Genomic DNA, 24,390 nt, shown 5'->3' with positions numbered 1-24,390 from the left:
GAACGATTATTTCGTGATCACGTAACCTTTTAAATTGGCAAATGCCGCATTCAATAAAGACTTCTGCTGTTCTTGATGGAGATGAGCATATCCACAGGCAGGTGAAGCAGATGCAGGACGCCCTGCATAAGCCAACTTCATGCCCTCAGACATATTCTCCAAAATATTATGTTGCACGAAGAACCAAGCACCTTGATTCTGTGGCTCATCTTGACACCACACAACCTCTGCAATCTTTGGATACTTCTTTAACTCAGTGACAAGTGCTTTATGTGGGAAGGGATATAGCTGCTCTAAGCGAATGATGGCAACATCAGCAATCTTCTTCTCTGCGCGCTGTTTCACGAGGTCGTAATACACCTTACCGGAACACATTACCAAACGGGTGACTTGTTTAGCGTCAATAGTGTCATCACGTTCAGGCAATACTGTATGAAACTTACCTTTGGTAAATTCCGATAAAGGCGAAGAAGCCTCTTTATTACGGAGCAATGATTTTGGCGTCATCAAGATCAGCGGTTTGCGGAACTGACGAATCATCTGGCGACGTAATACGTGAAAGATCTGCGCTGCCGTAGTTGGCTGAATCACCTGCATGTTCGTATCAGCACATAACTGCATGAAGCGCTCAAGACGAGCCGATGAATGCTCTGGGCCTTGACCCTCATATCCATGTGGCAACATCATGACCAAGCCATTGGCGCGACCCCACTTCACCTCACCCGAAGCAATAAATTGATCGATCACTACTTGAGCACCATTAGCGAAGTCACCAAATTGCGCCTCCCAGATGGTTAAGGTGTTGGGTTCAGCTGAAGCGTAGCCGTACTCAAACCCAAGCACTGCCTCTTCAGACAAAATCGAGTCAATCACTAAAAATGGTGCTTGATCTTTAGCAATGTGGCGCAGGGGAATGTAAACCCCGGTATCCCATTTCTCGCGATTTTGATTATGTAAAACCGCATGACGATGCGTAAAGGTTCCGCGACCACTATCTTCACCGGATAAACGCACTGGATAACCACTTGCGACCAAGGATGCGAATGCCATATGCTCGCCCATACCCCAGTCAATATTTGTTTCGCCACGCCCCATTGCTGCGCGATCGTTTAATACCTTTTCAACTAGGGGGTGAACTTTAAAGCCTTCTCGTGCCGTAGATACACGTTCAGCCAAGCGCTTCCACTCTGTCAAGGGAATAGCTGTATCGGCTTCATCTGTCCATTTCTTATTCAAAAATGGTGCCCAATCTACGGCAAACTTACCCTTGTAATTGCTGAGAACCGGATCAGAGGTCTGTATACCGGCATCCATCGCAGCTCGGAAATCCTTCACCATCTGATCTCCCGTACCAACCGGCAATGTACCTTCCGCCTCTAGCTTGTCTGCATAAAGCTTACGTGTGCCTGGATGTGCAGCAATAATTTTATACATCAAAGGCTGAGTCATCGAGGGTGTGTCTTGCTCGTTATGACCTAACTTTCTAAAACAAACAATGTCGATAGCCACATCTTTGTGGAACTGTGTACGAAACTCTATGGCTAATTGAGTTGCCAATACCACTGCCTCAGGATCATCACCATTCACATGCAATACAGGTGCATCAATAATCTTCATGATGTCTGTACAGTAAAGACTGGAGCGCAAGTCTCGCGGGTCTGAAGTTGTGAAACCAATTTGATTATTGATCACAATATGAACAGTGCCGCCGGTCGAGTAGCCACGCACCTCAGCCATCGCTAGAGTCTCTTGCACCACACCCTGGCCGGCAATGGCAGCATCGCCATGAACCAGTACTGGTAATACCTGCTTTCCCAAAGCATCCCCGCGACGATCCATTCGGGCCCGTGCTGAACCTTCCACTACGGGATTGACAATCTCCAAATGAGAAGGATTGAATGCTAAGGAAACGTGGACTGGACCAGTTGGCGTAGAGATATCACTAGAAAAACCTTGGTGATACTTCACATCTCCTGCAGGTAAAGTCTCAGGACCTTTGTGTTCGAACTCTGCAAATAAATCTTTTGGCATTTTGCCTAGCGTGTTTACCAGGACATTGAGACGGCCACGGTGCGCCATACCAATCACAATCTCTTGAACCCCTTTTGCACCCGCTTGATGAATCAACTCATCCATACAGGCGATGAAACTATCACCACCCTCAAGAGAGAAGCGTTTTTGACCAACATACTTGGCTTGCAGATAACGCTCCAAGCCTTCTGCCGCAGTAATGCGATCTAAAATTTGACGCTTTTGTTCCACATTAAATGCGGGTTTTGAGCGCACAGACTCTAGCTTCTCTTGCCACCACTTCTTAATCTTTTGATCGGCGATGAACATGTACTCTGCACCAATCGTGCCGCAGTAGGTTTCACGCAATGCTTGCAGTAAATCCCGCAAGCTCATTTCGGTTCTGCCGAAGAATGTATTACTAATATTAAAGACGATATCCATATCGCCATCAGTAAATCCATAGAATGCTGGATCTAACTCAGGAATGTCTTGGCGCTCAGTGCGTTTTAAAGGGTCAATATCTGCCCAGCGATTACCAACGTTACGATACGCCGCGATCAACTGCTGTACTGCAACCCGTTTACGCCCCATGTCGGAGTCTGCTGAATCAGAAATGGTTCTGATGGCGCCTTGTTTAGCGCGCTGGGCAAAAGAAGCAACAATTGGTCCGTGCGCAATATCAGTTCGAGATGAACCATCGACCGCTGGAACTTGTTTCACATTATCAAAATAGGCACGCCAATGATCAGCTACAGAAGCTGGATCGTGCAAATAGGATTCGTAGAGCTCCTCTACATAGGGTGCGTTACCGCCGAAGAGATAAGAGTTATCTCTTGATTCCTGCATCATGATGCTCACCTTTCATCGGGTTTCCCGACTAAAACTGTGGTTATAACCATCCGTTACGCGGCTTCACCGTTTCACGAATTGATCTGTGCAAATACTGCTACTACGCGACTAATTTAACACGATTGACCATTTACTACAAAAGGACTTTCCCCATCTGTTGTGATTTAGGGGCAATTATCTCGCCGGAAGAAATTAATAAGAACTTTCCTACCAGGCTTTCAAGGTTTCCTGACAGATTCCCTTGGATTTGATTTTTATTCTCTAAATCTTCGAGTGAATTAATGAAATTAAGGGAAATATGAAAACCATCACCCCAGACATGGAGTATCTCAGTACCAGGCAAAGCGCCAAGATTTTGCAGGTCTCTCTTGGAACTGTCCAAAAAATGGTCGAATTAGGCGAATTAATCGCCTGGAAGACCAGAGGCGGACACCGACGGATATTGGCTAGCTCTTTAGAACAACAACTTCAACGTAGAAAAAGAGCAATGCGGCAAAAAACCAGCCAAAACTGCATTGCTATGGGCATATTTCGTAGAGCTGAAAATAGCCAAGATCTCCTAGAGTCGATTCAAGACTGGCAATTAAAGGTAGAAATGGAGGTCGCGATTGATAGCCTAGAGGGCTTGATGAAGGCGGTCTCAATTGCGCCTGATTTAATCTTTTTAGATGCCTTAATCCCTCCAGTAGAACAGGTTCACTTGATCCATTATTTGAGCAAAAACAAGGACACACAGAGGATTCCTATACTAGTAGATGAAGGATTTATTAAGCTTCACCCAGGGGTTGTTGCCCTAGCCGATGAAAACAGCTGTCATAGACCCCCATATGCGGACAATATTCAAAAAGAGCTAGAAAATGGCCTTATTGAGCATAATCCCCTCATTATTGGCTACCCTGCAACCAATATGGAGGTAGATCAGTCATGGCCATCAGGAGGATGGCACGAACTTTTGGAGCCTATCTTTATCGAAGCACTAGGAAAGAAATGCCTATAAGAGCATTTATGGCATTAAAAAAGGCCGCAATAGCGGCCTTTTTTAATGCAAAGACTGGGATTTAGATCAAGTAACTACTGCGATCTTTGCCATCAATCCACTTAGGAGCCTTACCACGGCCTGTCCAGGCCTCACCGGTAGATGGATTGCGGTATTTAGGGGCAACCTTGCCACCACCACTTTTAACACCTGCTTTACGGCTGAATAAATCTGAGGCACTTAAACCATATTGCTCAATAATTACCTTAGCCTGAGCAATACCATCAGCCTTTTCACGGGCAATTGCCTCTTTAATCTGCTTGTCTAGGTGCTCGCGCTGAGCTAGTAGGTCTTTATAAGAAGACATCTATATTTTTCTCCGAATAATGGTTTATATGAAATAGCCAAAAACACTGCATTGAAACTATTTAATAACCCATTATATATAAATGAACTTGGGTAGCAATATATATTATTAACCTTTTGTTTAAAGGCTTATATTACTGGATAAATATTTATTAATTAATATAATCGTTATAAATATTATGATCTATTATGGTGAATCTATAGTAATTAATGTTTTCTCAGGGTAAATGTACCGCTCGCTTTGGCAGTAATCTCTCCGGCGTCATTTAAAACTACCGCTTCGCAGTAATTAATAGTCTTACCAGTCTTGAGAACGCAACCCTCAACCACGATTTTGCCAATACTCGGACGTAAGAAGCTCGTATTCATATCGATCGTAATCACGCCCAAAGGATGATTATGGGCACTTCGCGTTGCGCAGGCCATCGCAAAATCGAGCAAAGTCATAATCACACCGCCCTGAGCAACATGAAAGCTATTGGTAAATTCTGGCCTTAACTCAAGACTGACGCGCGACTTACCATCCCGTGCGTATTCCGGGACAACTCCCAGATGGTGCAGAAAAGGAATGTCTAGACCAAAAAAACTGGTTCGCTCTTGATTATCAGGATTGGGGCTTGTTGGAGTCATATAGTGATCCATTAAAACATTAAAAAATGATGGTCGGGGCGAGAGGATTTGAACCTCCGACCACATGCACCCCATGCATGTACGCTACCAGGCTGCGCTACGCCCCGACAAGAGACAAAATTGTATCAGTAACTATTTAGACAGAATTTGCATAACAGCTTGCAATTCATCGCGGAGACGAAGTTCACCGCGCACTTCATCAAGGCGGTTTCTAGCGCCACTGATGGTAAAGCCCTCTTCATAAAGAAGCGCTCTTATTTTACGAATCAACACCACTTCATGGTGCTGATAATAGCGACGATTACCGCGTCGTTTTTGGGGGCTAAGCTGTGAAAACTCCTGCTCCCAGTAACGCAACACGTGTGATCGTACGCCACATAATTCTGCTACTTCGCCAATCGTGAAATAGCGTTTAGAGGGTATCGGGGGAAGTTGAGAGCTCGGCAGAGCCGAGCTAGCATCAAACTCGGTTTTCTCGAGCATGTGACTCCACTACATCTTTAAGCTTTTGACTTGCATGAAATGTCACTACACGTCTTGCTGCTATTGGAATCATTTGGCCTGTTTTTGGATTTCGGCCAGGACGAGCCGATTTATTGCGCAACTGGAAATTACCAAAACCAGAAATCTTTACCTCAACACCGGACTCAAGCGAGTGGCCAATCCGATCAAAAAAAGCATCAATCATATCTTTTGCTTCACGCTTATTAAGGCCTACTTGATCAAAGAGCGCTTCTGAAAGCTCATTCTTGGTAACGGTGTCGCTGATGTTTAAGTCACTCATTGCTAATCTCTTATGTAACGTTTTTTTAATGTTTGCCTAATATTAAACCTAGCGCAGACGGGCTGCGCATTTTTTTTCTACGGCGCTCAGTAAAGCGGCCATAACTGCATCAATTTGGGGGTCTTGCAATGTTTCATTAGGGTTTAACAGGATCACGCGGAACGCCAAACTCTTTTCATCGTCGGCCATACTGCTTGAACCTGCCTTTGGCCTGAACTCATCAAAGAGCTCAATGGCACGAACAAAATTCTGCTTAGTTGACATCATTGCATCTAGCAAAGATTGCGCAGAAACCTGCTGTTTGACCACTAGAGCTAAGTCACGCTGCACCGCAGGAAACTTACTCAATTCTTCAGGTTGCGGTAAACCAAGTTCTCTAATTGGATCTAGATCTAATTCAAACAAAACAGGTGCTTGTAGCAGCTCATAGGCTTGCTGTAAACCTGGATGCAATTCTCCAACCCAACCAACGGAAGTTTTTCCAGAATGTGTCTTGAGGAAAATTTGTGCAGAGCGACCTGGATGTAAAGCTGGGTGCTGTGCAGCCTCAGTCACAAAATGCAGGGGATCTAGAACCCTCTCAAGGTCACCCTTCACATCAAAGAAATCTACCGCACGATTAGCGCTTGCCCACTGCTCTGCTACAAAAGAGCCGTAAGCCAAGCCCCCTACTTTTTGTATTTGACTAAAGCCGGCTACCTTGCCTGGCATTTCTAAAACACTAGCATCACGCTTAAATACACGACCAGTCTCAAAAAGACGTACACGCCCCGCGCCACGATTCAAATTGGCTTTCAGGTTATTAAGTAAGCCGCCCCAAAGAGTACTACGCATTACGCCGTATTGACTTGCAATTGGATTGAGAACAGCAATGACCTCTTTCTCAGCGGTAGCAGAAAGACGCTTTTCGCTTTCAAGATCAGTAAAGCCAAAGTTAACCGCTTCTTGATAGCCTTGCAGAGCAAAACGCTGACGTAATACATGAATGCCACGCTTAGCTTCAGGTTTTGCACTCATCTTTAATGAAGCAATCGGAGGAATGTCGGGAATGTTTTCAAAGCCGTACATGCGCGCAACTTCTTCGATTAAATCTTCTTCGATCTCAATATCAAAGCGATAGCTAGGAGGTGTTACAACGAATACATCGCCCTCTTGCTGAAATTCAAAACCAAGGCGCTTAAAGACGTCGGCAACAATCTCATGAGTTAGCGGAATGCCAATCACTTTTTCAGCGCGCGCTAAACGTAACTTCACTTTTTTGCGCTCGGGCACGTTTAGAACCTGGTCATCTACTGGGCCTGCTTGGCCACCACATACCTCTAAGATGAGAGAGGATAGGTACTCAAGGCAATTGACGGTATTTTGCGGATCCACGCCACGCTCGAAGCGATGTGCTGCATCAGTACTGAAATTAAAACGGCGGGCACGTCCCTGAATCGCTGAAGGCAGCCAATAAGCTGCTTCAACATAAATATTCTGAGTGTCATCGCTCACAGCGCAATGATTACCACCCATGATTCCTGCAAGCGCTACTGGGCCTTTTTGATCTGCTACTACACCTGCCTCTTGTATCTTGCCAGCAGAATCTGGGCCCTGCAAAGTCACTGTTTGTCCGTTAAGGAGCTCAAGTGTTTCGCCGGACTTAGCCCAACGAACAGAAATATCACCTTCTAACTTATCAATATCAAACACATGGGTTGGCTGACCCATTTCTAACATGACATAGTTCGAAAGATCAACTAATGCGGAAATGCTTCTTTGACCGGCACGCACTAAACGTTGCACAATCCAGTCAGGAGTTTTTGCTTGTGGGTTAACACCACGAATCACGCGACCTGCAAAGCGACCACAAAGCTCTTTACTCTCTACCGTGACTTTACGTTTATCTTGGATTGATACTGATGGTGGAGTCCATTTGGGAGCGCAGAGTGCGGCCCCAGTAATGGCAGATACTTCTCTTGCCATGCCCATTAAAGATAAGCAGTCCGCTTTATTCGGGGTCAACTTAATAACAAAGATTTGATCATCTAGATTAAGGTATGAGCGAATATCTTTGCCTACTGGCGCATCGGCCGGGAGCTCTAAGATACCTTCGTGATCATCGCCAAGACCGAGCTCGCGACCAGAACACAACATACCTTGGCTTTCAACACCACGGAGTTTGCCCACCTTAATCATAAAAGGCTTGCCGCCGGCTTCTGCAGGTGGTAATTCTGCGCCTACAAGGGCACAGGGAATCTTGATGCCAACACGTGCATTAGGCGCACCGCAAACTATTTGTAACTCTTGACCCGTCCCAGCATCTACCTTGCACACGCGCAAACGATCGGCATCAGGATGCTGCTCAGCCGAGAGAATCTGTGCAATCACAATCTTTGTAAATGCAGGTGCAACAGAGTGTTGCTCCTCAACCTCTAAGCCCGCCATCGTCATGGCATGTCCCAAAGCGTCGCTATCGAGCGATGGGTTTACATACTGCCGGAGCCAAGATTCAGAAAATTGCATAGCGCTTTCTATTCTTTCTTATGCAGGAAACTGCGCTAAGAAACGTAAATCATTTTCAAAGAAAAGGCGCAAGTCATCTATGCCATAACGCAACATCGATAAACGCTCTAAACCAGAACCAAAAGCAAAGCCGGTATAGCGCTCTGGATCAATACCCATATTGCGTAGGACGTTTGGATGAACTTGCCCTGCTCCAGAAATCTCCAGCCAACGGCCGGCAAGTTTGCCACTACCAAAGGCCATATCAATTTCTGCAGAAGGCTCTGTAAATGGGAAATAGGATGGACGGAAACGAACTTGTAACTCGTTTGTTTCAAAGAAAGTTCTTAAGAAATCAGTGTATACACCCTTCAGATCGGCAAATGAAACGCTCTCTGCAATCCATAAACCTTCAACTTGATGAAACATCGGTGAATGGGTTGCATCACTATCAACACGATACGTTCTGCCTGGTGCAATCACTTTGATCGGCGGCATGACATCAGCATTGGCATATTTCTTGACATGCTCACTGGCATAGCGCACCTGAATCGGACTGGTATGGGTACGCAATAGCAAAGGTTTCTCATGAGAGTCTTTGCCATCAATATAAAAAGTATCCTGCATAGAACGAGCCGGATGGTTCTCTGGGCTGTTCAAGGCGGTGAAATTAAACCAATCAGTTTCAATTTCTGGACCATCTGCAACATCAAAACCAATGGAGCTAAAGACCTCCTCAACTCGCTCCCAGGTCCGCATCACTGGGTGCAAACTGCCTACTGCTTGGCCACGGCCTGGCATAGAAACATCGATCGACTCGGCTGCAAGACGTTGCGTCAACACAGCATCAGCCAAAGATTGGCGACGCTCTTGCAGCGCATCTTCTACCTGAGTTTTGATTTGATTAATTTGGGCGCCAGCACTCTTGCGCTCCTCAGGCGACATTCCACCGAGCGCTTTTAAACGCTCAGTGAGAACACCTGATTTACCGAGATACTTGGCTTTCGCGTCCTCCAGAGCTGCTGCATCAGCAGCCCCGAGGAAATCACGTTTAGCATCCTCGACAATGTGGTCGAGAGAAACCATTGCAGCTTAGTTTAGAAAACTAAGATTAAACTGCAGCGTTTACTACGGATTTAATCCGAGTAACCAAAGCGGCGAAAGCCGGCTTGTCAGCAATGGCCATATCGGAAAGAACCTTACGATCGAGATCGATAGATGCTTTCTTCATACCATTCATGAATACGCTATAGGTCATGTCATGCTCACGTACTGCCGCGTTGATACGAGCAATCCACAAAGCGCGGAATACACGTTTCTTATTACGACGGTCACGATATGCATATTGACCAGCACGCATAACCGCTTGTTTAGCAATACGGAATACGTTTTTACGACGACCGCGGTAACCTGTTGCGGCATCAGTGATTTTTTTATGACGGGCTCTTGCTGTAACCCCACGTTTGACTCTTGGCATTGAATTCTCCTAATCTAGTCTGAGGTTAAGCGTATGGAAGCATGGAGCGAATTGACTTAACGTCAGCTTTCGCAACTTCTGTGGAACCACGCAAATGACGCTTGTTCTTGGTGGTCTTCTTGGTGAGGATGTGGCGTTTGAAAGCCTGACCTCGTTTGATCGTTCCGCCTGCGCGAACCGTGAAGCGCTTCTTTGCGCTACTCTTACTCTTCATCTTGGGCATAAAGCACCCCTTCATTTACTTGTGCAACATAGGTGGTAACCGACGGTTACTCTTCCTGTACCCAGAAGCACTTCTAACTACCAGCACCCTCAGTGATTCACTGAGAGCGCCTCCCTACATCAGAACCAGGTAGAACCTGATTACTTAGCCTTACGAATGGGGGCCAACACCATCACCATCTGGCGGCCTTCCATTTTTGGAAACTGTTCAACTTGGCCATGCTCTACAAGGTCCAACTTCAAACGTTCCAACATTCTGACTCCGATTTCTTGATGGGCCATTTCACGACCCCGAAACCGCAGCGTAATCTTTGTCTTATCGCCATCTTCCAAAAAGCGGATTAGATTGCGTAGCTTCACACCGTAGTCACCATCATCAGTGCCGGGACGGAATTTAACTTCCTTCACCTGAATCACTTTTTGCTTCAGCTTTGCTTCATGCATCCGCTTGGCTTCTTGGTACTTGAATTTGCCGAAGTCCATAATTCGAACTACAGGTGGTTCAGCTGTCGGAGCAATTTCCACCAAATCGGTTTCTTTCTCTTCTGCTGCAGCCAAGGCTTCACTCAACTTAACTACACCGATGGGCTCTCCATCAATTCCAATCAAACGCACTTCAGGAGCAGTAATTTCCCGGTTAATGCGCTGCAATTTTTCAGTAGCGATCTTCTTAATTCCTTTAAAAAAACAATAAAAACCGTCTTAACCCTAGCTAGGCTCGGGTCCGACTTTCTGGGATATATCCTGCTGGAGTCGGGCAACGAAAGCATCAAGAGGCATTACACCTAAATCGACTCCGCCACGGGCACGAACGGCCACCGTATTACTTTCAGATTCTTTATCCCCAACAACTAACAAAAACGGGATCTTCTGTAATGCGTGCTCGCGTATCTTATACGTAATTTTCTCATTCCGCAAATCGGATTCGACTCTAAACCCTTGTTTTTTCAGCGATTGCTGCACTTGTTGTGCATATGCAGCAGAATTTCCGGAGATATTAAGGACTACAGCCTGGGTTGGGGCAAGCCAAACTGGCATGTTTCCAGCGTGGTTTTCGATCAAAATGCCGATAAAACGCTCTAAAGAGCCCACAATTGCCCTGTGGAGCATGACTGGAGTCTTACGGCTATTGTCTTCGGCCACATACTCAGCCCCCAAACGCTCTGGCATCGAGAAATCCACCTGGATCGTGCCGCACTGCCAAGTACGTCCAATGGAGTCTTTGAGGTGATATTCGATCTTTGGACCGTAAAAAGCTCCCTCACCTGGCAATTCTTCCCATTCCTGGCCAGAAGCCTTCAAAGCACCCCGAAGGGCCTCTTCCGCTTTATCCCAAATCGCATCGTCACCAACGCGTTTTGCCGGACGTAAGGCAAGCTTCACAGCCACTTCAGTAAATCCAAAATCTTGATAAACAGCTCTGACTGCTTTATCAAAGCTTGCCACCTCAGACTGAATTTGATCTTCAGTACAGAAGATATGGCCATCGTCTTGTGTGAAACCACGCACACGCATCAAACCATGTAAAGCACCTGATGGCTCATTGCGATGACACTGCCCAAACTCACCAAAGCGTAATGGCAACTCACGGTAACTATGCAAGCCAGAGTTATAGATTTGCACATGACCAGGACAGTTCATCGGCTTTAATGCATAAGCACGATTCTCTGACTCAGTGGTGAACATGTTTTCTTTATAGTTTTCCCAGTGACCCGATTTTTCCCAAAGCCCACGATCTAAAATTTGAGGAGCTTTGACCTCTTGATAACCTTCTTGCTGATACACGCGCCGCATGTACTGCTCAACTTCTTGCCAAATTGACCAGCCTTTGGGATGCCAGAAAATCAAACCAGGGGCTTCTTCTTGGAAGTGGAATAAATCAAGCTGTTTACCTAGACGACGGTGATCGCGCTTCTCAGACTCTTCGAGCATATGCAAATAGGCATCTTGATCTTCTTTGCGCAACCAAGCAGTACCATAGATACGCTGCAACATCTCATTCTTACTATCGCCACGCCAGTAAGCGCCGGCAAGCTTCATGAGCTTAAATACCTTTAACTTTCCAGTAGAAGGCACATGGGGGCCGCGACATAAATCAGTGAATTTACCTTCAGCATAAAGTGAGACGTCTTCTCCCTGCGGAATGCTTGCAATAAGTTCTGCTTTGTAATTTTCGCCCTGATCTTTGAAAAACTTCACCGCCTCATCTCTTGGCATAACAGTGCGTGTTACCGGCTCATCTTTTTTTGCGAGCTCAGTCATTTTCTTTTCAAGCGCAACTAAGTCATCCGGTGTGAAGGGACGGTGATAGGCAAAGTCGTAATAAAAACCGTTCTCTACTACTGGACCAATGGTTACTTGCGCTTCTGGGAATAACTCTTTCACAGCATATGCTAATAAGTGAGCTGTAGAATGACGCACAATCTCGAGCGCCTCAGGACTTTTGTCGGTAATGATGGCAAGCTGACTATCTTTGTCGATCACAAAACTGGTATCAACCATCTTCCCATCAACGATGCCACCTAAAGCCGCTTTCGCAAGACCGCTTCCGATACTTTGGGCAACATCCGCTACGCGAACGGGGGCCTCAAACTCACGTTTTGATCCATCGGGCAGAGTAACAACTAGCATGATGACTCCATCTTATTTACTGAACTTCCGTTTTACTACTATGACCTAAAAATAAAGCGCGGCAGCTTTAGGGCATCCGCGCCTTGGGTTCACCACTCTTTGGCATTCCCCTTTGGGTCTTATTCGTTGGTAGGCTCGATTGGACTCGAACCAACGACCCCCACCATGTCAAGGTGGTGCTCTAACCAGCTGAGCTACGAGCCTAATCTGACAATTTTACCCTAATGGCCTTATTTGCCCAGACATCCCTATTTTTTAGTTCATGAGCAGCTTATCTAAGTCCTGAGTGATAACCCAGAGGATGGGCCTTGATACCTACTTTCCGACCTTTTCACAAGATTCATTTTTTTGTAGCAGGCTAAATTCTTCTGAATTTTTCTTTCGCTCGTCGCTACCAGGGTGAGTAGAAAGGAAAGTGAGTGAGGAGCTTTGGCCTAATTGGCTCATCTTCGAAGAAAAGCGATAGCTTCCACAGGGCGAGAATCCGGCCGCTAAAGCTAACTTCATACCGAATTGATCAGCGTCACGCTCATCATCCCGACTATAGGTGAGTCCAGCGCCCTTAACGGCATTGCCGACTAAAAAACCGCTAAAAGGAACAAAGTAACTCGAGAGCATACCTAGGCTTTGGCTCGCCACATTAATCAGAGTATTTCTATCCTTTCCATAGTCGGGCTGAGTATGCCCTAACTGATGATGTCCTAATTCATGGCCAAGTACAGTTGCCAACACATCAGGATCGTTGCCAAAAACTTTTACAAAGCCAGCTGTAAAAATAATAAGCTGCTGCCCATTTTGCATGCTAGCAAAGGCATTGATATCAACACTTTCTGAAAAACCAATAGTAAAAGGAATTGCGCTTGTTGCGATCATTTTTTGTCGCACCAATGCAAAGTTTTTTTGAATATTGGCGTCAGCTTGAATCGCGGATTGCTTTTCTGATGCTGGCTGTTTTTGGCGTCCACTTAAAGCGCCCCTCCACCACTCCTCGCTGGGAATTTGTACAACAGAGGCTTGATCGGATTTAACACCTGCGCAGCCGGTGAGTAAAGATCCTGCTGAAATTAGAATCAGAAAAAATAAGGTTTTTAAATTGAGCATGAGATCTTTTGGCTTTTATGTCGAGCAATCATTCATCGACGACGCACTTGGGTGACCCCTTTAACTTCTTCTAGACCATTTTGGATGAGGCGCAATACTTCAGAATCCTGCACTTCCACTGTTAAGAGGATCTGGGCTAGACCTTTTTTAGCAGATTTACGCAAATCAATCACGTGCACCCCTTGTCTAGTCAGGATCTCAAATAGCTCACGCATGAGATCTTGGCGATCTAAGCCAGTCACCACCAAATCTGCTGGGAACACACGCTTTTGATCATGCTCTCGAGTTGATTGACTCCTTGCTGTCCAGGCAGTTTGAATCACGCGTTCAGGAGCCCTTTCCAAAAGTCCTCTAAAGGTTTTGCATGAGCGACGATGAATGGAAACACCTCTACCTTGAGTTACAAACCCTGCAATCGTATCCGGCGGGACTGGCCTGCAGCAACGCGCCAATTGTGTCAGCAAAGAATCTACGCCCACTACCAAGACATCGCTACTCTGTCCGGTTTTACGAGTGCTGCTGCGCAAAACAATTTCTGGAGTGGCTTCTTTTTCTTCTGGGGTGAACTCAGTCTTAGTTTCTACAGGCTTTGCTGTAAGACCGGCCTCTTCGTCATCGAGAGCATTGAACCAAGCCCGCACTCTCGAACGCGCTCGATGGGAGCGTAAATAATGTTTATCTGGACTTATCCAATCGCGCGAAGGGCCGCCGTGCTTGACAGCAACAATCTCAATGGTTTGGCCATTTTGCAAGGCAGTCTCTAGAGGCACCATTGCGCCATCGACGCGTGCACCCCTGCAGCGATGGCCTAAGTTAGTATGCACAGCATAGGCAAAGTCAACTGGCGTAGAGCCTTTTTCTAAGGAAATGACTTTACCTAAGGGTGTGAGTACGTAGATGTGATCATCAATCTCGTGATGCTTGAGCTGCTCCCAGGCATCCTCTTTCCAAGAGATAAGCTGCCTTGCCCAAGCAATCTGTCTTTCATAGGCAACTTCTGCGCTATCGGTACCTTGTTGGTGGATAACACCAGGTTTACTTGCCTTGGCAGAATTGGGTGGAGTAGGCATGCCAATATAAGCGCCCTCTTTGTAACGCCAGTGGGCTGCTAAACCATACTCTGCTTGTTGATGCATATCTTGAGTACGAACCTGAATCTCAAAGGCTGTGCCATCTTCATTCATGACTACTGTATGGAGTGATTGGTATCCATTTGGTTTGGGGCGCGCAATGTAATCATCAAACTCACGTGGCACTGGTTGCCAGATATTGTGCACGATGCCTAAGACTGTGTAGCAAGACTTGACATCCGTCACTAGGACACGAAATGCTCTCACATCATAAAGATCAGCGAAGTCCAGTGACTTGCCTTGCATTTTCTTCCAGATACTGTAGATATGTTTTGGTCGCCCAAGAACCTCGCCATTGATATGCGCTAGCTTCAATTCTTCTTGAAGTTGTAAAACAATCCGATCAATGAATGATTGGCGCTCTATTCTTTTAGCATCCAGCATCTTGGCAATATCGCGATAGGTATCGGGCGACATTGCTCTAAAAGCCAGGTCCTCCATCTCCCACTTCATTTGCCAGATACCCAAGCGATTGGCCAGTGAGGCGTCAATATTAAGAATCTCTCTAGCCCAAGGGGCAGGCATAGCTATTTCTTCATGCGTAATCCAGCGCAGCGTTTGCAGACGAGAAGCCAAATAGATGAGGACTACCCGAAGATCATCGCCGAAAGCTAACAGCATCTTGCGCAACATCTCTTCTTGGCCTGCGACACTTAAGCCGCCGTCATCACGCACTAATTTTGCTTGTGCCTGACGTAGACCCCGGTAGCCAATTAATAACTTTGCAGGCTCTTCACCAATCAGCTTAATCAGCGCTTCTCTGCCATGGGTACGCGCAATATTACTAGCGGCAGTTAATGTAGCCTCATCTAGAGCAAGGGCCTGCAGAATTGAAAAGGCGCCAGCAGCATGTGCTTCTGCTGGCTCTCCGTACCAAGCGTCAATATATATTGGTTTGCTAGGAACATTTGCCATTGGCAATCAAGTCTTAGCTAAAGAATTCTTGCGCTAGAGCAACTTGTTCTTTTTTTACAAATGCAGGTGCATGACCCACATTTGGAATCTCAATACTATGAGCATACGGATTTACTTTACACATCTCAGTAACCGTAGCTGCAGAGAGCAAGTCTGATTGGGCGCCACGCACGATCAACATTGGAATATGAATTTGCTTAAATGCATGCCACATCGCCATCTCGCCCGCCTTGGCCATGATGGGGTTTACAGCAGCAAACGGTACGGCAATATCCGGGTCGTAATGCATGATCCATAGGCCATTACGTTCAATCAGCATAGGGCCGTTATAAGTTTCCCACTCATCCGGGGTATGCTCACCAAAGCTAGCACAGATAGTATTGAGCCTATTTAAGGCATCGGCACGGTTAGGAAATGAAAAAGGTTGGCCTACGTAGGAGCCTAGGCGCTTGATAGCTTCAGCCTCAATTTTTGGCCCCACATCGTTAATCAACATTTTACGGATTGGAGAATTTGGCATCGCTGCATAAACCATGCCAATCAAACCACCCATTGAAGTTCCAAACCAATCGACCTGAGATACCCCTAGCGTTTTTACTAGCTGAGCAATATCAGCAACATACTGTGGAACAGCATATTGCATTGGATTACTTAAGCGATCAGAGTCTCCCCTACCAACGATATCTGGGCAAACCACGTAATAGTCATTACACATTGCTTCAGCCAGAGTCTTAAAGTCACTTCCGCGCCTTGTCAATCCATGCACGCATAGCAATACTTTTGGATTTCTGGGATTGCCCCAGGCGTGGTAAGCCATGCGATGACTGCCATCACTACACTGCACATAAAAGGTATCGCCCTGGTGATTGACTGGCGCTGAACTCGCCTCATCTTGCAAAGGCTCATCATGAGTGTGATCATCCATGGTGCCAAATACCTCAGGCTGCAAAGTCACATGGTCAATGCCATGTTGATCTAAAAGCATGGTATTGATAAGTGACAAAATTTGCGGCCACTCTTGCATTTCAGCAATTTCAATATGGCCAATCAATGCTGGAAAGCTAGGCGTCATCTCCCAAACATGTAGATCATGTACAGCTAATACGCCAGGTACCCCCCTCAAATCTTTTCCCACTTGCAAATAATCGATATGGAGCGGTACACCCTCCATGAGGAAGTGATAAGACTCATTGAGAATAGAAATGGTTGATTTGAGAATCAAAAGAGAAACCAGAATAGATAGAATCGCATCAATTGGCATCCATCCCGTCAACTGAATAACAACACCAGCAATCAAGGCAGCGATCGATCCAAGCAAGTCACCCATGACATGAACTAGGGCGGCGCGGGTATTAACGCTTTTCTTATCACGCGATAGAACCCAGGCAACCACAATATTCATTACTAGGCCAATGGCAGCGACGACAGTAACGGTTAATCCATCAACTTTATGTGGTTCATAGAAACGGCTAATCGCCTCATACACAATCCATGCAACCAAGGCCAACATCACAATGCTGTTCACAAAAGCGGCTAATGCCTCTGCTCTACCAAAGCCAAAAGAATGTTTTGGTGAAGGTGGTCGACGAGAAATAATTTGCGCCAAGAGCGCTAAACCTAGAGCAGCAGCATCGGTCACCATGTGACCAGCATCAGAGATCAAGGCCAAAGAATTGGCAAAATAAGCAGCGGTTCCCTCAACTCCTGCGAAACCAAGCGTAAGGACAAGAGCAATTAAAAGTAGGTTTTGATTTGAAACTTGCTTGCTATGGCTATGCTGCGCATCACCCTTCTTGTGGGCATGCAACGAGGGATCAAGCTCAGTACTCTTCTGAGTTTTTAGTATTGCTGACTGTGAATGATGGGATCCCGACATGGTGATCCCATTATTTCATTAAACGATAAACAGGGTTAAAAACCGCTTGTATCGACAGGGGCACCAGTTTTGGCGATCACTTCCTCTTTAGTCACGCCAGGAGCCAATTCAGCCAAGATCAAACCAGAGCGAGTGACATCCAAAACACAAAGATCGGTGATGATCTGACTAATCACGCCCACACCAGTTAACGGTAAGGTGCATTTAGGCAGAATCTTGAGCTCTTCTGAGCCATCTTTCTTTTTGGCAACATGCTCCATCAAGACCACTACATGCTTTACGCCTGCAACTAAATCCATCGCACCGCCCATGCCTTTAACCATCTTGCCAGGGATCATCCAATTGGCAATATCGCCCTGCTCGCTTACCTGCATCGCACCTAAAAATGCAATATTGATTTTTCCACCACGAATCATGCCAAAAGCATCAGCTGATGAAAAAATGGAAGAGCCAGGCAAAGTTGTAATGGTTTGTTTTCCAGCATTGATCAGATCAGCATCAATCTGATCTTCCGTTGGAAATGGTCCAATACCCAGTAAACCATTTTCAGATTGCAGCCATACTTCTATACCTGCAGGCACGTGATTGGCGACTAAGGTGGGAATGCCGATTCCCAAGTTTACGTAATAACCGTCTTTTAACTCTTTGGCAGCACGTGCTGCCATCTCATCTCTAGTCCAAGGCATTTTGATCTTCCTAAATTCTTTAAGTGTTCTATGGGGTAATTAGCGTGCAGCCGAAATAGTGCGCTGCTCAATTCGCTTCTCAGGACTTGTATTAATCACAAGGCGATGCACGTAGATACTTGGAGTATGAATCTCGGCAGGATCTAAAACGCCATTCTCAACAATCTCTTCCACCTCAGCCACCGTAATCTTTCCTGCCATAGCAACCACTGGGTTGAAGTTACGAGCAGTGTGTCGATAAACCAAATTACCTGAGCGGTCTGCCTTCCAAGCTTTTACTAAAGAAATGTCAGTAATGATGGAGCGCTCCATGATGTATTTTTCACCATCAAATTCTTTTACCTCTTTACCCTCAGCAACCAATGTACCAACACCAGTCTTTGTATAAAAAGCAGGAATGCCGCAACCACCAGCGCGCAATTTTTCTGCCAGGGTACCTTGTGGGGTGAACTCTAGCTCCAGTTCGCCTGCAAGATATTGACGCTCAAATTCTTTATTCTCACCAACATAAGAAGCAACCATCTTCTTTACTTGACGAGAGTTCAATAAAAGACCTAAGCCAAAGCCATCTACGCCCGCGTTATTCGATACTGCGGTCAAATTTTGCGCGCCAAGTTGTTTCACTGCCTCAATTAAGGCCTCAGGAATGCCGCATAGACCAAAACCACCAACACCGAGTTTTTGTCCGTCTTTTAAAATATCCCGCAAGGCATCTTCTGCTGATGGGTAGGTTTTATTCATCACTTTTTCCTAATATTGCCAAAATGGGTAAAAAAGTAATCATAACGCCTCAGGGTCCTAAGTCTAGGTAGCTGAGGTGTTCCTTAGGTGCTCCTTAGGTGCTCCTTAGGCACTACTGAGGCAGCAAATTGGTTTTTAGCTATTCGCACTAAACTAATGGGGCTAAAAAGCGTATTTTTGAGGAATTGGAATGAATGCTGCAGAACTCGTAGAGCAATTTGGGCCTAGGGAGTCTATGGACTATGACTTAGTCATCGTTGGTGGTGGCCCCGCTGGTCTATCCGCAGCAATTAAAGCCAAACAATTGGCCCAGTCCTCTGGCAAAGATATCAGTGTCTGCCTTCTTGAAAAAGGCTCTGAAATTGGCGCCCATATTCTGTCTGGAGCTGTCATGGACCCCAAGGCACTTACTGAGCTCTTTCCCAACTGGAAAGAAATGGGTGCCCCGCTTGAAACCGAAGTTAGTCAAGATGAATTTTTATTCCTGACAGCTGATAACTCTTATCAAGTTCCCAATTGGATCTTGCCTCACTGCTTTAAAAATGAAGGCAACTATATCGTTAGTCTAGCGAATGTCACTCGCTGGCTAGGGCAACAAGCAGAGAGCCTTGGTGTAGAAATTTTCCCCGGCTTTCCGGCGGCAGAAGTTTTATATAACGAGCAAGGCGCAGTATGTGGCGTCATTACCGGCTCTATGGGTCTGGATAAAGAAGGTAAACCAACCGATCAGTTCCAGCTTGGCATGGAACTGCGCGCCAAATACACCCTCTTTGCTGAAGGATCTCGTGGCCATCTTGGCAAGCAACTCATTTCTAAGTTTGCTTTAGATAAAGATGCTGATCCACAAAGCTACGGTATTGGCATTAAAGAACTTTGGGAAGTTGAGCCTTCTAAGAGTAAGCCGGGTCTAGTTGTTCATACTGCCGGCTGGCCATTGGAGAGTGATACCTATGGCGGTTCTTTTCTGTATCACTTAGGGGATAACAAAGTAGCTGTTGGCCTGGTGGTTGGGCTTTCTTATAAAAATCCTTACCTCTCTCCTTTTGAAGAATTCCAACGCTATAAATTGCATCCCAAGATCCGTGAAACATTTGAAGGCGGCAAGCGAATTGCTTACGGTGCACGTGCACTAACTGCTGGTGGATTAAATAGCTTGCCTAAGACAGTCTTTCCAGGTGGCGCACTCATTGGTTGTGATGCAGGATTCTTAAATGCATCACGTATTAAAGGCAGTCATGCTGCAATCAAAACAGGTATGTTGGCTGCAGAAGCGGCAGTAGCTGCTATATCTGAAAATCGCTCTGCTGATGTTCTCTCTGCCTATCCAGCCACATTCCAAAATAGCTGGTTGCATACAGAACTAAATCAAGCTCGTAACTTCAAGGCCTGGATGTCTAAAGGGCTCTACCTTGGGACTCTGATGGTTGGCTTAGAGCAAAAACTCTTGGGCGGTAATGTGCCATGGACAGCTCATGTCAAACATGCGGATCATGAATGTCTAGAGCCCGCAGCACATCATCAACCGATCATCTACCCAAAGCCTGATGGGAAGCTTAGCTTTGATCGCCTGTCATCGGTATTTATCTCTAACACCAACCATGCCGAGAATCAGCCCAGTCATTTAACTCTGAAGAATGATTCTGTGCCAGTAGATGTCAACCTGAAGACTTATGCTGGTCCAGAGCAACGCTATTGCCCTGCAGGTGTTTATGAATATGTAGAAACCAACAGTAAGCCCCGTTTACAGATTAATGCGCAAAACTGCGTCCACTGCAAAACGTGCGATATTAAAGACCCTGGCCAAAATATCATCTGGATCACACCAGAAGGTGGTGGTGGCCCTAACTACTCGGCAATGTAAATATGATGATCCTTCACACTATGCTGCGCGTCGGCGATATGAATCGTTCGATTGATTTCTACACCAAAGTTTTAGGTATGAATTTACTGCGCACTACCGAACGCCCTGATCAGAAATATTCCCTAGCCTTTGTTGCCTTTGGTAAAGGCAACGCAGATGGCCAGGCTGAAATTGAGCTCACCTACAACCACGGGGTCTCTTCATATGACTTAGGCACCGCTTATGGGCATATTGCAATTGGCGTACCAGATGCTTATGCTGCTTGCGAGAAGATTAAAGCAGCAGGCGGTAATGTCACTCGCGAGGCTGGTCCTGTAGCTGGTGGTGACACCATCATTGCCTTTGTAACTGATCCCGATGGTTATAAGATAGAACTCATCCAGCGTTAATGGCAACACAAGCAGATCAATATCAGCTAGAAATTATTGACAGTATTGCCAAGATACCTGCATCTGAGTGGAACAAGCTTTTACCTAGGGATGCAGGGCCCTTTTTAAATCACGCATTCTTATCCGCCCTTGAAGAAACTGGATGCGTAGGAGGTAATACTGGCTGGCAGGTTGTCCATCTTGGCTTAAGAGAGCAAGATACATTGGTCGGGGCACTACCCCTTTATTTAAAGCAACATTCTTACGGAGAGTTTGTCTTTGATTGGTCATGGGCACAAGCTTATGAACAACAGGGCATGAGCTATTACCCAAAAGCACTTTGCGCCATCCCCTTTACCCCCGTTCAAGGCGCTCGCATCCTGCACTCTCCTGAAAAAAATACATCAGAAATTTACTCGAACATCATTGCGGGGCTCAAATCATTATTGGTGGCCAATCATCTCTCGTCTGCGCATGCCCTGTTTCCATTAGCCTCTGAGGCTCAAGCATTTGAAGATCAAGGATTTATGTTGCGTGACTCGGTACAGTTTCACTGGCATAACCAAGCCTTCAAAAGTTTTGAGCATTTTTTAGCCGTCCTGACGATGAAGCGTCGTAAAAATATTCGGCGTGAACGAGAGCAAGTCTCTAGAGAGCAGATTAGCTTTAGGCACGTTCCTGGGAAATTATCCAATGATCAAGACTGGGAATTCTTTTACCGCTGTTATCAAAATACCTATCTCGAGCATCTATCTAGCCCCTACTTAAATGAAGCCCTTTTTAAGTTGTGGGCACAGCGTATGCCAGACAATTTACATCTCATCATCGCCCAGCGTGATCAAACCCCCATAGCTGCCTCACTACTAGTGGTTGATAAAGACTCTTCTAAGGCCTATGGAAGATATTGGGGTGCAATAGAACATATCCCTTGCCTACACTTTGAAACAGCCTATTACCAAGCTATTGAATACTGCATTGAAGAAGAGCATTNATAACCCGAATGCTGGGATTATTTTTCAAGGCCTCAATCACTAAGGCATTGAGTTCTGGATCGTTGAATTGCTTTAACCAAGCATCATCAACAGGGGCAACATCTTTGTCGCCGACTTTAACTGCTTGAAACTGCCCTGGAATAGTCGTGTTTGATAATGATTTATCTACTAGCTCTTTATTTTTCTGCAATGGGCTAATCGTGCACGCACTTAATGCGATAGCCCCCAATAAATAGAGCGCAGCTTGATGAAACGCGTTCATACCGGATTTATGCATCTCTATTTTTAATGTAATTTCGGAATGATGTAATTGAGCTTAGTGCTAATCCGTAACATCACCTTGCGGATAACATGCAAGAACGCAAGGTGATCGGTATAAACAGCGCCATCACCTACCGCCCCAGCTGGCAATAACAGATCGGCATGACGATCATCCATTGCTAGCTTGACTGCAAATCGATTGACTGGAATTTCTCTTAAGCCGATGGTGGGTAGATTGCCACTGACACTGATTTGACCTTGCCCTTCAGCGAGAATGATGGACTCTACTCTTGCTTTAAGGATCTCTCCAGGAAAACTGGGAATGTAAAACTCAGCCTCATTACCAACTTCAATTTGATGCAATTCATTTTGATTAAATAGCGCATAAATTTGCGGAGCATCTTCCATAAATGTCATGACAGAGGCAATAGGAAAGGCTGCTACAAAAGCACCGGGGCGCAATTGCACGTTGATCACTGTGCCATCGCTTGGCGCCCGAACCACTGTTTGCGCAAGATCATATTCAGAATTGAGAGTTTGCTCGCTTAGCTCTGCAAGATCTGCTTGCGCTTTTTCTAAATCAAAGCGATTGCCAGAACCACTTTCTACTAGAGCCTGATTTTGTTTAACGCGCATCTTTGCTAGATTAAGCTTGGCCCTAAGAGCATTGACTGATGCTTGATACTGAGTGGAATCAATTTTAAAAAGGACATCTCCCTTTTTGACGCGTTGATTCACGGTGACAGGAACTTCAGTAACACGACCCTTGACTTGACTCACAATGCCAACGGAGTTTCTGACAACAACAACATTGCTAGAGGAGGGTGAAAAGATATTGAGTAGCAATATCAAGGTAATCATGCCGACAACCGGAATCGTAAAAACGATCACCTTTGCTACTGTGTTCCAAGGCAATAATTTGTACTTAAAAAAGATCAACCAAACGATGCAGGCGTAAATGCCAAGAATCAGTGCTTCCATGCTTATTTCACCCCAGTCTGTTCTTCTTCATGCTCTTTATCTAAGGAGGTGTATTTATCTGTTCCATAAGCAAGCTTGTACATCGTAGGTCGGGTATATGCCCAAAGGTAAGCGAAAGGCCATAGCAAGCCCCCCACAAACAGGGAGAGGAGGCACAGAGCGTGAATGGCATCTCTTTGGGGATGCTCTCTTCGTTTGGCAATCGTATCTGGAAGGATGTGGACGTACCAAAATCCAGCAATGAAAGCCACGGGCAGGACGATGAGAACTATCCAAGAAATGATATTGGCGAATCCATCAATCAGGTCTGGGGGTAAAAAAGAGGCATTTGCAAGGGCTGGCACAAGTAAGAATGCCATTACAACAGGGGTAAAAATGTACTTACTCATAGTCTTAACTCTCAAAGGGCTCTTCATTTAGTGGATATAGCTCTAAAATACTTTAAATCATTGATTATTAAGCAATTTTTTAATATTCTTTTGATGTCTATTATTAGATTTAACACTAATAATAGCGCATTACATGACGCCAAGTAGCCCGCAGAGGCTCTTTCTGATACAATTCGATGGCTTTGATTTATAAAGCTTTTTTGTATTATTTTGTTAATAACGCACGACACAAAATGGGTGAAAGCTCAAGTGTTCGCAAGTAAGGAGTATTAAAAATGGCAGTTGCTGATATTAAGACGGCAGAAATCGTCAAAGAGAACGCGCGCAGCGCAAACGATACGGGTAGCCCTGAAGTTCAAGTTTCATTGCTAACAGCCCGAATCAATGAATTAACCCCCCATTTCAAGGCTAACGCTAAAGATCATCACAGCCGTCGTGGTTTGTTGAAGATGGTTTCACGTCGCCGTCGCCTCTTGGATTATCTCAAGGGCAAAGATTTGGATCGCTATCGCGCACTCATCGACAAATTAGGTCTGCGTAAGTAATTTTTATTAGTATGCAATGCCATCTTTCTTAGGGTTGTTTCTTAGCGGAACCAGTCTTAAGCAGATGGCATGTTTTTTGGGCGCTTTTCGATCATTTGTGTAGGGGATCGTG

Annotated in this window: 23 protein-coding genes and 2 tRNA genes; 5 read left to right on the top strand and 20 right to left on the bottom strand. The window is 45.6% G+C overall.

Going from position 1 to position 24,390, the window contains the following annotated elements; genetic code table 11:
* Positions 1-6 precede the first annotated feature (6 nt).
* Positions 7-2,862 (bottom strand): 2-oxoglutarate dehydrogenase E1 component, encoded by a 2,856-nt coding sequence (locus tag CBI31_RS03945; protein ID WP_088525127.1) that lies wholly within the window; start codon positions 2,860-2,862, stop codon positions 7-9.
* A 298-nt stretch (positions 2,863-3,160) separates the two neighbouring features.
* Here CBI31_RS03945 and CBI31_RS03940 point away from each other — a divergent pair, with 298 nt between their 5' ends.
* On the top strand, positions 3,161-3,859 hold the full coding sequence (locus CBI31_RS03940) for a helix-turn-helix domain-containing protein (protein ID WP_088525126.1): 699 nt from the start codon (positions 3,161-3,163) through the stop codon (positions 3,857-3,859).
* 61 nt (positions 3,860-3,920) lie between these two features.
* Here the strand turns inward: CBI31_RS03940 and CBI31_RS03935 are convergent, their stop codons facing one another.
* The 17 genes from CBI31_RS03935 to CBI31_RS03855 all read right to left on the bottom strand — a co-directional run bounded on the left by CBI31_RS03935 (position 3,921) and on the right by CBI31_RS03855 (position 18,881).
* Complete coding sequence (locus CBI31_RS03935) at positions 3,921-4,205, bottom strand: H-NS histone family protein (RefSeq protein WP_088525125.1); 285 nt, start codon at positions 4,203-4,205, stop codon at positions 3,921-3,923.
* A 206-nt stretch (positions 4,206-4,411) separates the two neighbouring features.
* Positions 4,412-4,834: a PaaI family thioesterase gene (locus tag CBI31_RS03930; RefSeq protein ID WP_088525848.1), complete on the bottom strand. Its 423-nt coding sequence runs from the start codon at positions 4,832-4,834 to the stop codon at positions 4,412-4,414.
* Between the two features lie 30 nt (positions 4,835-4,864).
* Positions 4,865-4,941 (bottom strand) — tRNA-Pro (locus CBI31_RS03925).
* Positions 4,942-4,966: 25 nt separating this feature from the next.
* Positions 4,967-5,317, bottom strand: a complete 351-nt coding sequence (locus CBI31_RS03920) for a MerR family transcriptional regulator (RefSeq protein ID WP_088525124.1) — start codon at positions 5,315-5,317, stop codon at positions 4,967-4,969.
* On the bottom strand, positions 5,295-5,618 hold the full coding sequence (locus tag CBI31_RS03915) for an integration host factor subunit alpha (protein WP_088525123.1): 324 nt from the start codon (positions 5,616-5,618) through the stop codon (positions 5,295-5,297). Before CBI31_RS03915 ends, CBI31_RS03920 begins: the two co-directional genes overlap by 23 nt.
* A gap of 48 nt (positions 5,619-5,666) precedes the next feature.
* Positions 5,667-8,123 (bottom strand): phenylalanine--tRNA ligase subunit beta, encoded by a 2,457-nt coding sequence (pheT, locus tag CBI31_RS03910; protein ID WP_088525122.1) that lies wholly within the window; start codon positions 8,121-8,123, stop codon positions 5,667-5,669.
* Between the two features lie 18 nt (positions 8,124-8,141).
* On the bottom strand, positions 8,142-9,188 hold the full coding sequence (pheS, locus tag CBI31_RS03905; RefSeq protein WP_088525121.1) for a phenylalanine--tRNA ligase subunit alpha: 1,047 nt from the start codon (positions 9,186-9,188) through the stop codon (positions 8,142-8,144).
* 25 nt (positions 9,189-9,213) lie between these two features.
* Entirely contained in the window at positions 9,214-9,579 is a 366-nt protein-coding gene (rplT, locus tag CBI31_RS03900; RefSeq protein ID WP_088525120.1) for a 50S ribosomal protein L20, read from the bottom strand.
* Between the two features lie 25 nt (positions 9,580-9,604).
* Positions 9,605-9,802, bottom strand: a complete 198-nt coding sequence (gene rpmI / locus CBI31_RS03895) for a 50S ribosomal protein L35 (RefSeq protein ID WP_011902674.1) — start codon at positions 9,800-9,802, stop codon at positions 9,605-9,607.
* 140 nt (positions 9,803-9,942) lie between these two features.
* Positions 9,943-10,476 (bottom strand): translation initiation factor IF-3, encoded by a 534-nt coding sequence (gene infC / locus CBI31_RS03890; RefSeq protein WP_420812073.1) that lies wholly within the window; start codon positions 10,474-10,476, stop codon positions 9,943-9,945.
* A gap of 33 nt (positions 10,477-10,509) precedes the next feature.
* Positions 10,510-12,432 (bottom strand): threonine--tRNA ligase, encoded by a 1,923-nt coding sequence (gene thrS, locus CBI31_RS03885; RefSeq protein ID WP_088525118.1) that lies wholly within the window; start codon positions 12,430-12,432, stop codon positions 10,510-10,512.
* A 127-nt stretch (positions 12,433-12,559) separates the two neighbouring features.
* A tRNA-Val gene (locus CBI31_RS03880) sits at positions 12,560-12,636 on the bottom strand.
* Positions 12,637-12,747: 111 nt separating this feature from the next.
* A complete protein-coding gene (locus tag CBI31_RS03875) occupies positions 12,748-13,533 on the bottom strand; it encodes a M48 family metallopeptidase (protein ID WP_088525117.1) in 786 nt (261 codons plus the stop codon).
* Between the two features lie 32 nt (positions 13,534-13,565).
* Complete coding sequence (locus tag CBI31_RS03870; protein WP_088525116.1) at positions 13,566-15,578, bottom strand: RelA/SpoT family protein; 2,013 nt, start codon at positions 15,576-15,578, stop codon at positions 13,566-13,568.
* Between the two features lie 13 nt (positions 15,579-15,591).
* On the bottom strand, positions 15,592-17,454 hold the full coding sequence (locus tag CBI31_RS10615; protein WP_088525115.1) for an alpha/beta fold hydrolase: 1,863 nt from the start codon (positions 17,452-17,454) through the stop codon (positions 15,592-15,594).
* A 35-nt stretch (positions 17,455-17,489) separates the two neighbouring features.
* A complete protein-coding gene (locus CBI31_RS03860; protein ID WP_088525114.1) occupies positions 17,490-18,140 on the bottom strand; it encodes a CoA transferase subunit B in 651 nt (216 codons plus the stop codon).
* Between the two features lie 39 nt (positions 18,141-18,179).
* On the bottom strand, positions 18,180-18,881 hold the full coding sequence (locus tag CBI31_RS03855) for a CoA transferase subunit A (protein ID WP_088525113.1): 702 nt from the start codon (positions 18,879-18,881) through the stop codon (positions 18,180-18,182).
* 190 nt (positions 18,882-19,071) lie between these two features.
* Here CBI31_RS03855 and CBI31_RS03850 point away from each other — a divergent pair, with 190 nt between their 5' ends.
* From CBI31_RS03850 to CBI31_RS03840, 3 genes are read left to right on the top strand one after another with little or no spacing between them, the layout of a single operon-like run.
* Entirely contained in the window at positions 19,072-20,742 is a 1,671-nt protein-coding gene (locus tag CBI31_RS03850; RefSeq protein WP_088525112.1) for an electron transfer flavoprotein-ubiquinone oxidoreductase, read from the top strand.
* 2 nt (positions 20,743-20,744) lie between these two features.
* Positions 20,745-21,131 (top strand): lactoylglutathione lyase, encoded by a 387-nt coding sequence (gloA, locus tag CBI31_RS03845; protein WP_088525111.1) that lies wholly within the window; start codon positions 20,745-20,747, stop codon positions 21,129-21,131.
* Complete coding sequence (locus CBI31_RS03840; RefSeq protein ID WP_088525110.1) at positions 21,131-22,105, top strand: GNAT family N-acetyltransferase; 975 nt, start codon at positions 21,131-21,133, stop codon at positions 22,103-22,105. The genes gloA and CBI31_RS03840 overlap by 1 nt, the downstream gene beginning before the upstream one ends.
* Positions 22,106-22,387: 282 nt before the next feature.
* Here the strand turns inward: CBI31_RS03840 and CBI31_RS03830 are convergent, their stop codons facing one another.
* Both CBI31_RS03830 and CBI31_RS03825 read right to left on the bottom strand, forming a co-directional pair.
* Complete coding sequence (locus tag CBI31_RS03830) at positions 22,388-23,344, bottom strand: HlyD family secretion protein (protein WP_088525108.1); 957 nt, start codon at positions 23,342-23,344, stop codon at positions 22,388-22,390.
* 2 nt (positions 23,345-23,346) lie between these two features.
* Positions 23,347-23,733, bottom strand: coding sequence for a DUF3302 domain-containing protein (locus tag CBI31_RS03825; protein WP_088525847.1), 387 nt, complete (start codon positions 23,731-23,733; stop codon positions 23,347-23,349).
* Between the two features lie 275 nt (positions 23,734-24,008).
* On the opposite strand from CBI31_RS03825, the gene rpsO reads away from it, so the two are divergent.
* A complete protein-coding gene (gene rpsO / locus CBI31_RS03820) occupies positions 24,009-24,278 on the top strand; it encodes a 30S ribosomal protein S15 (protein ID WP_068948469.1) in 270 nt (89 codons plus the stop codon).
* Positions 24,279-24,390: the final 112 nt, after the last annotated feature.

Origin of the sequence: Polynucleobacter campilacus (genome assembly GCF_002206625.1) — a bacterium.
GTDB lineage: Bacteria > Pseudomonadota > Gammaproteobacteria > Burkholderiales > Burkholderiaceae > Polynucleobacter > Polynucleobacter campilacus.
This window is presented reverse-complemented; position numbering and strand designations above follow the sequence as displayed.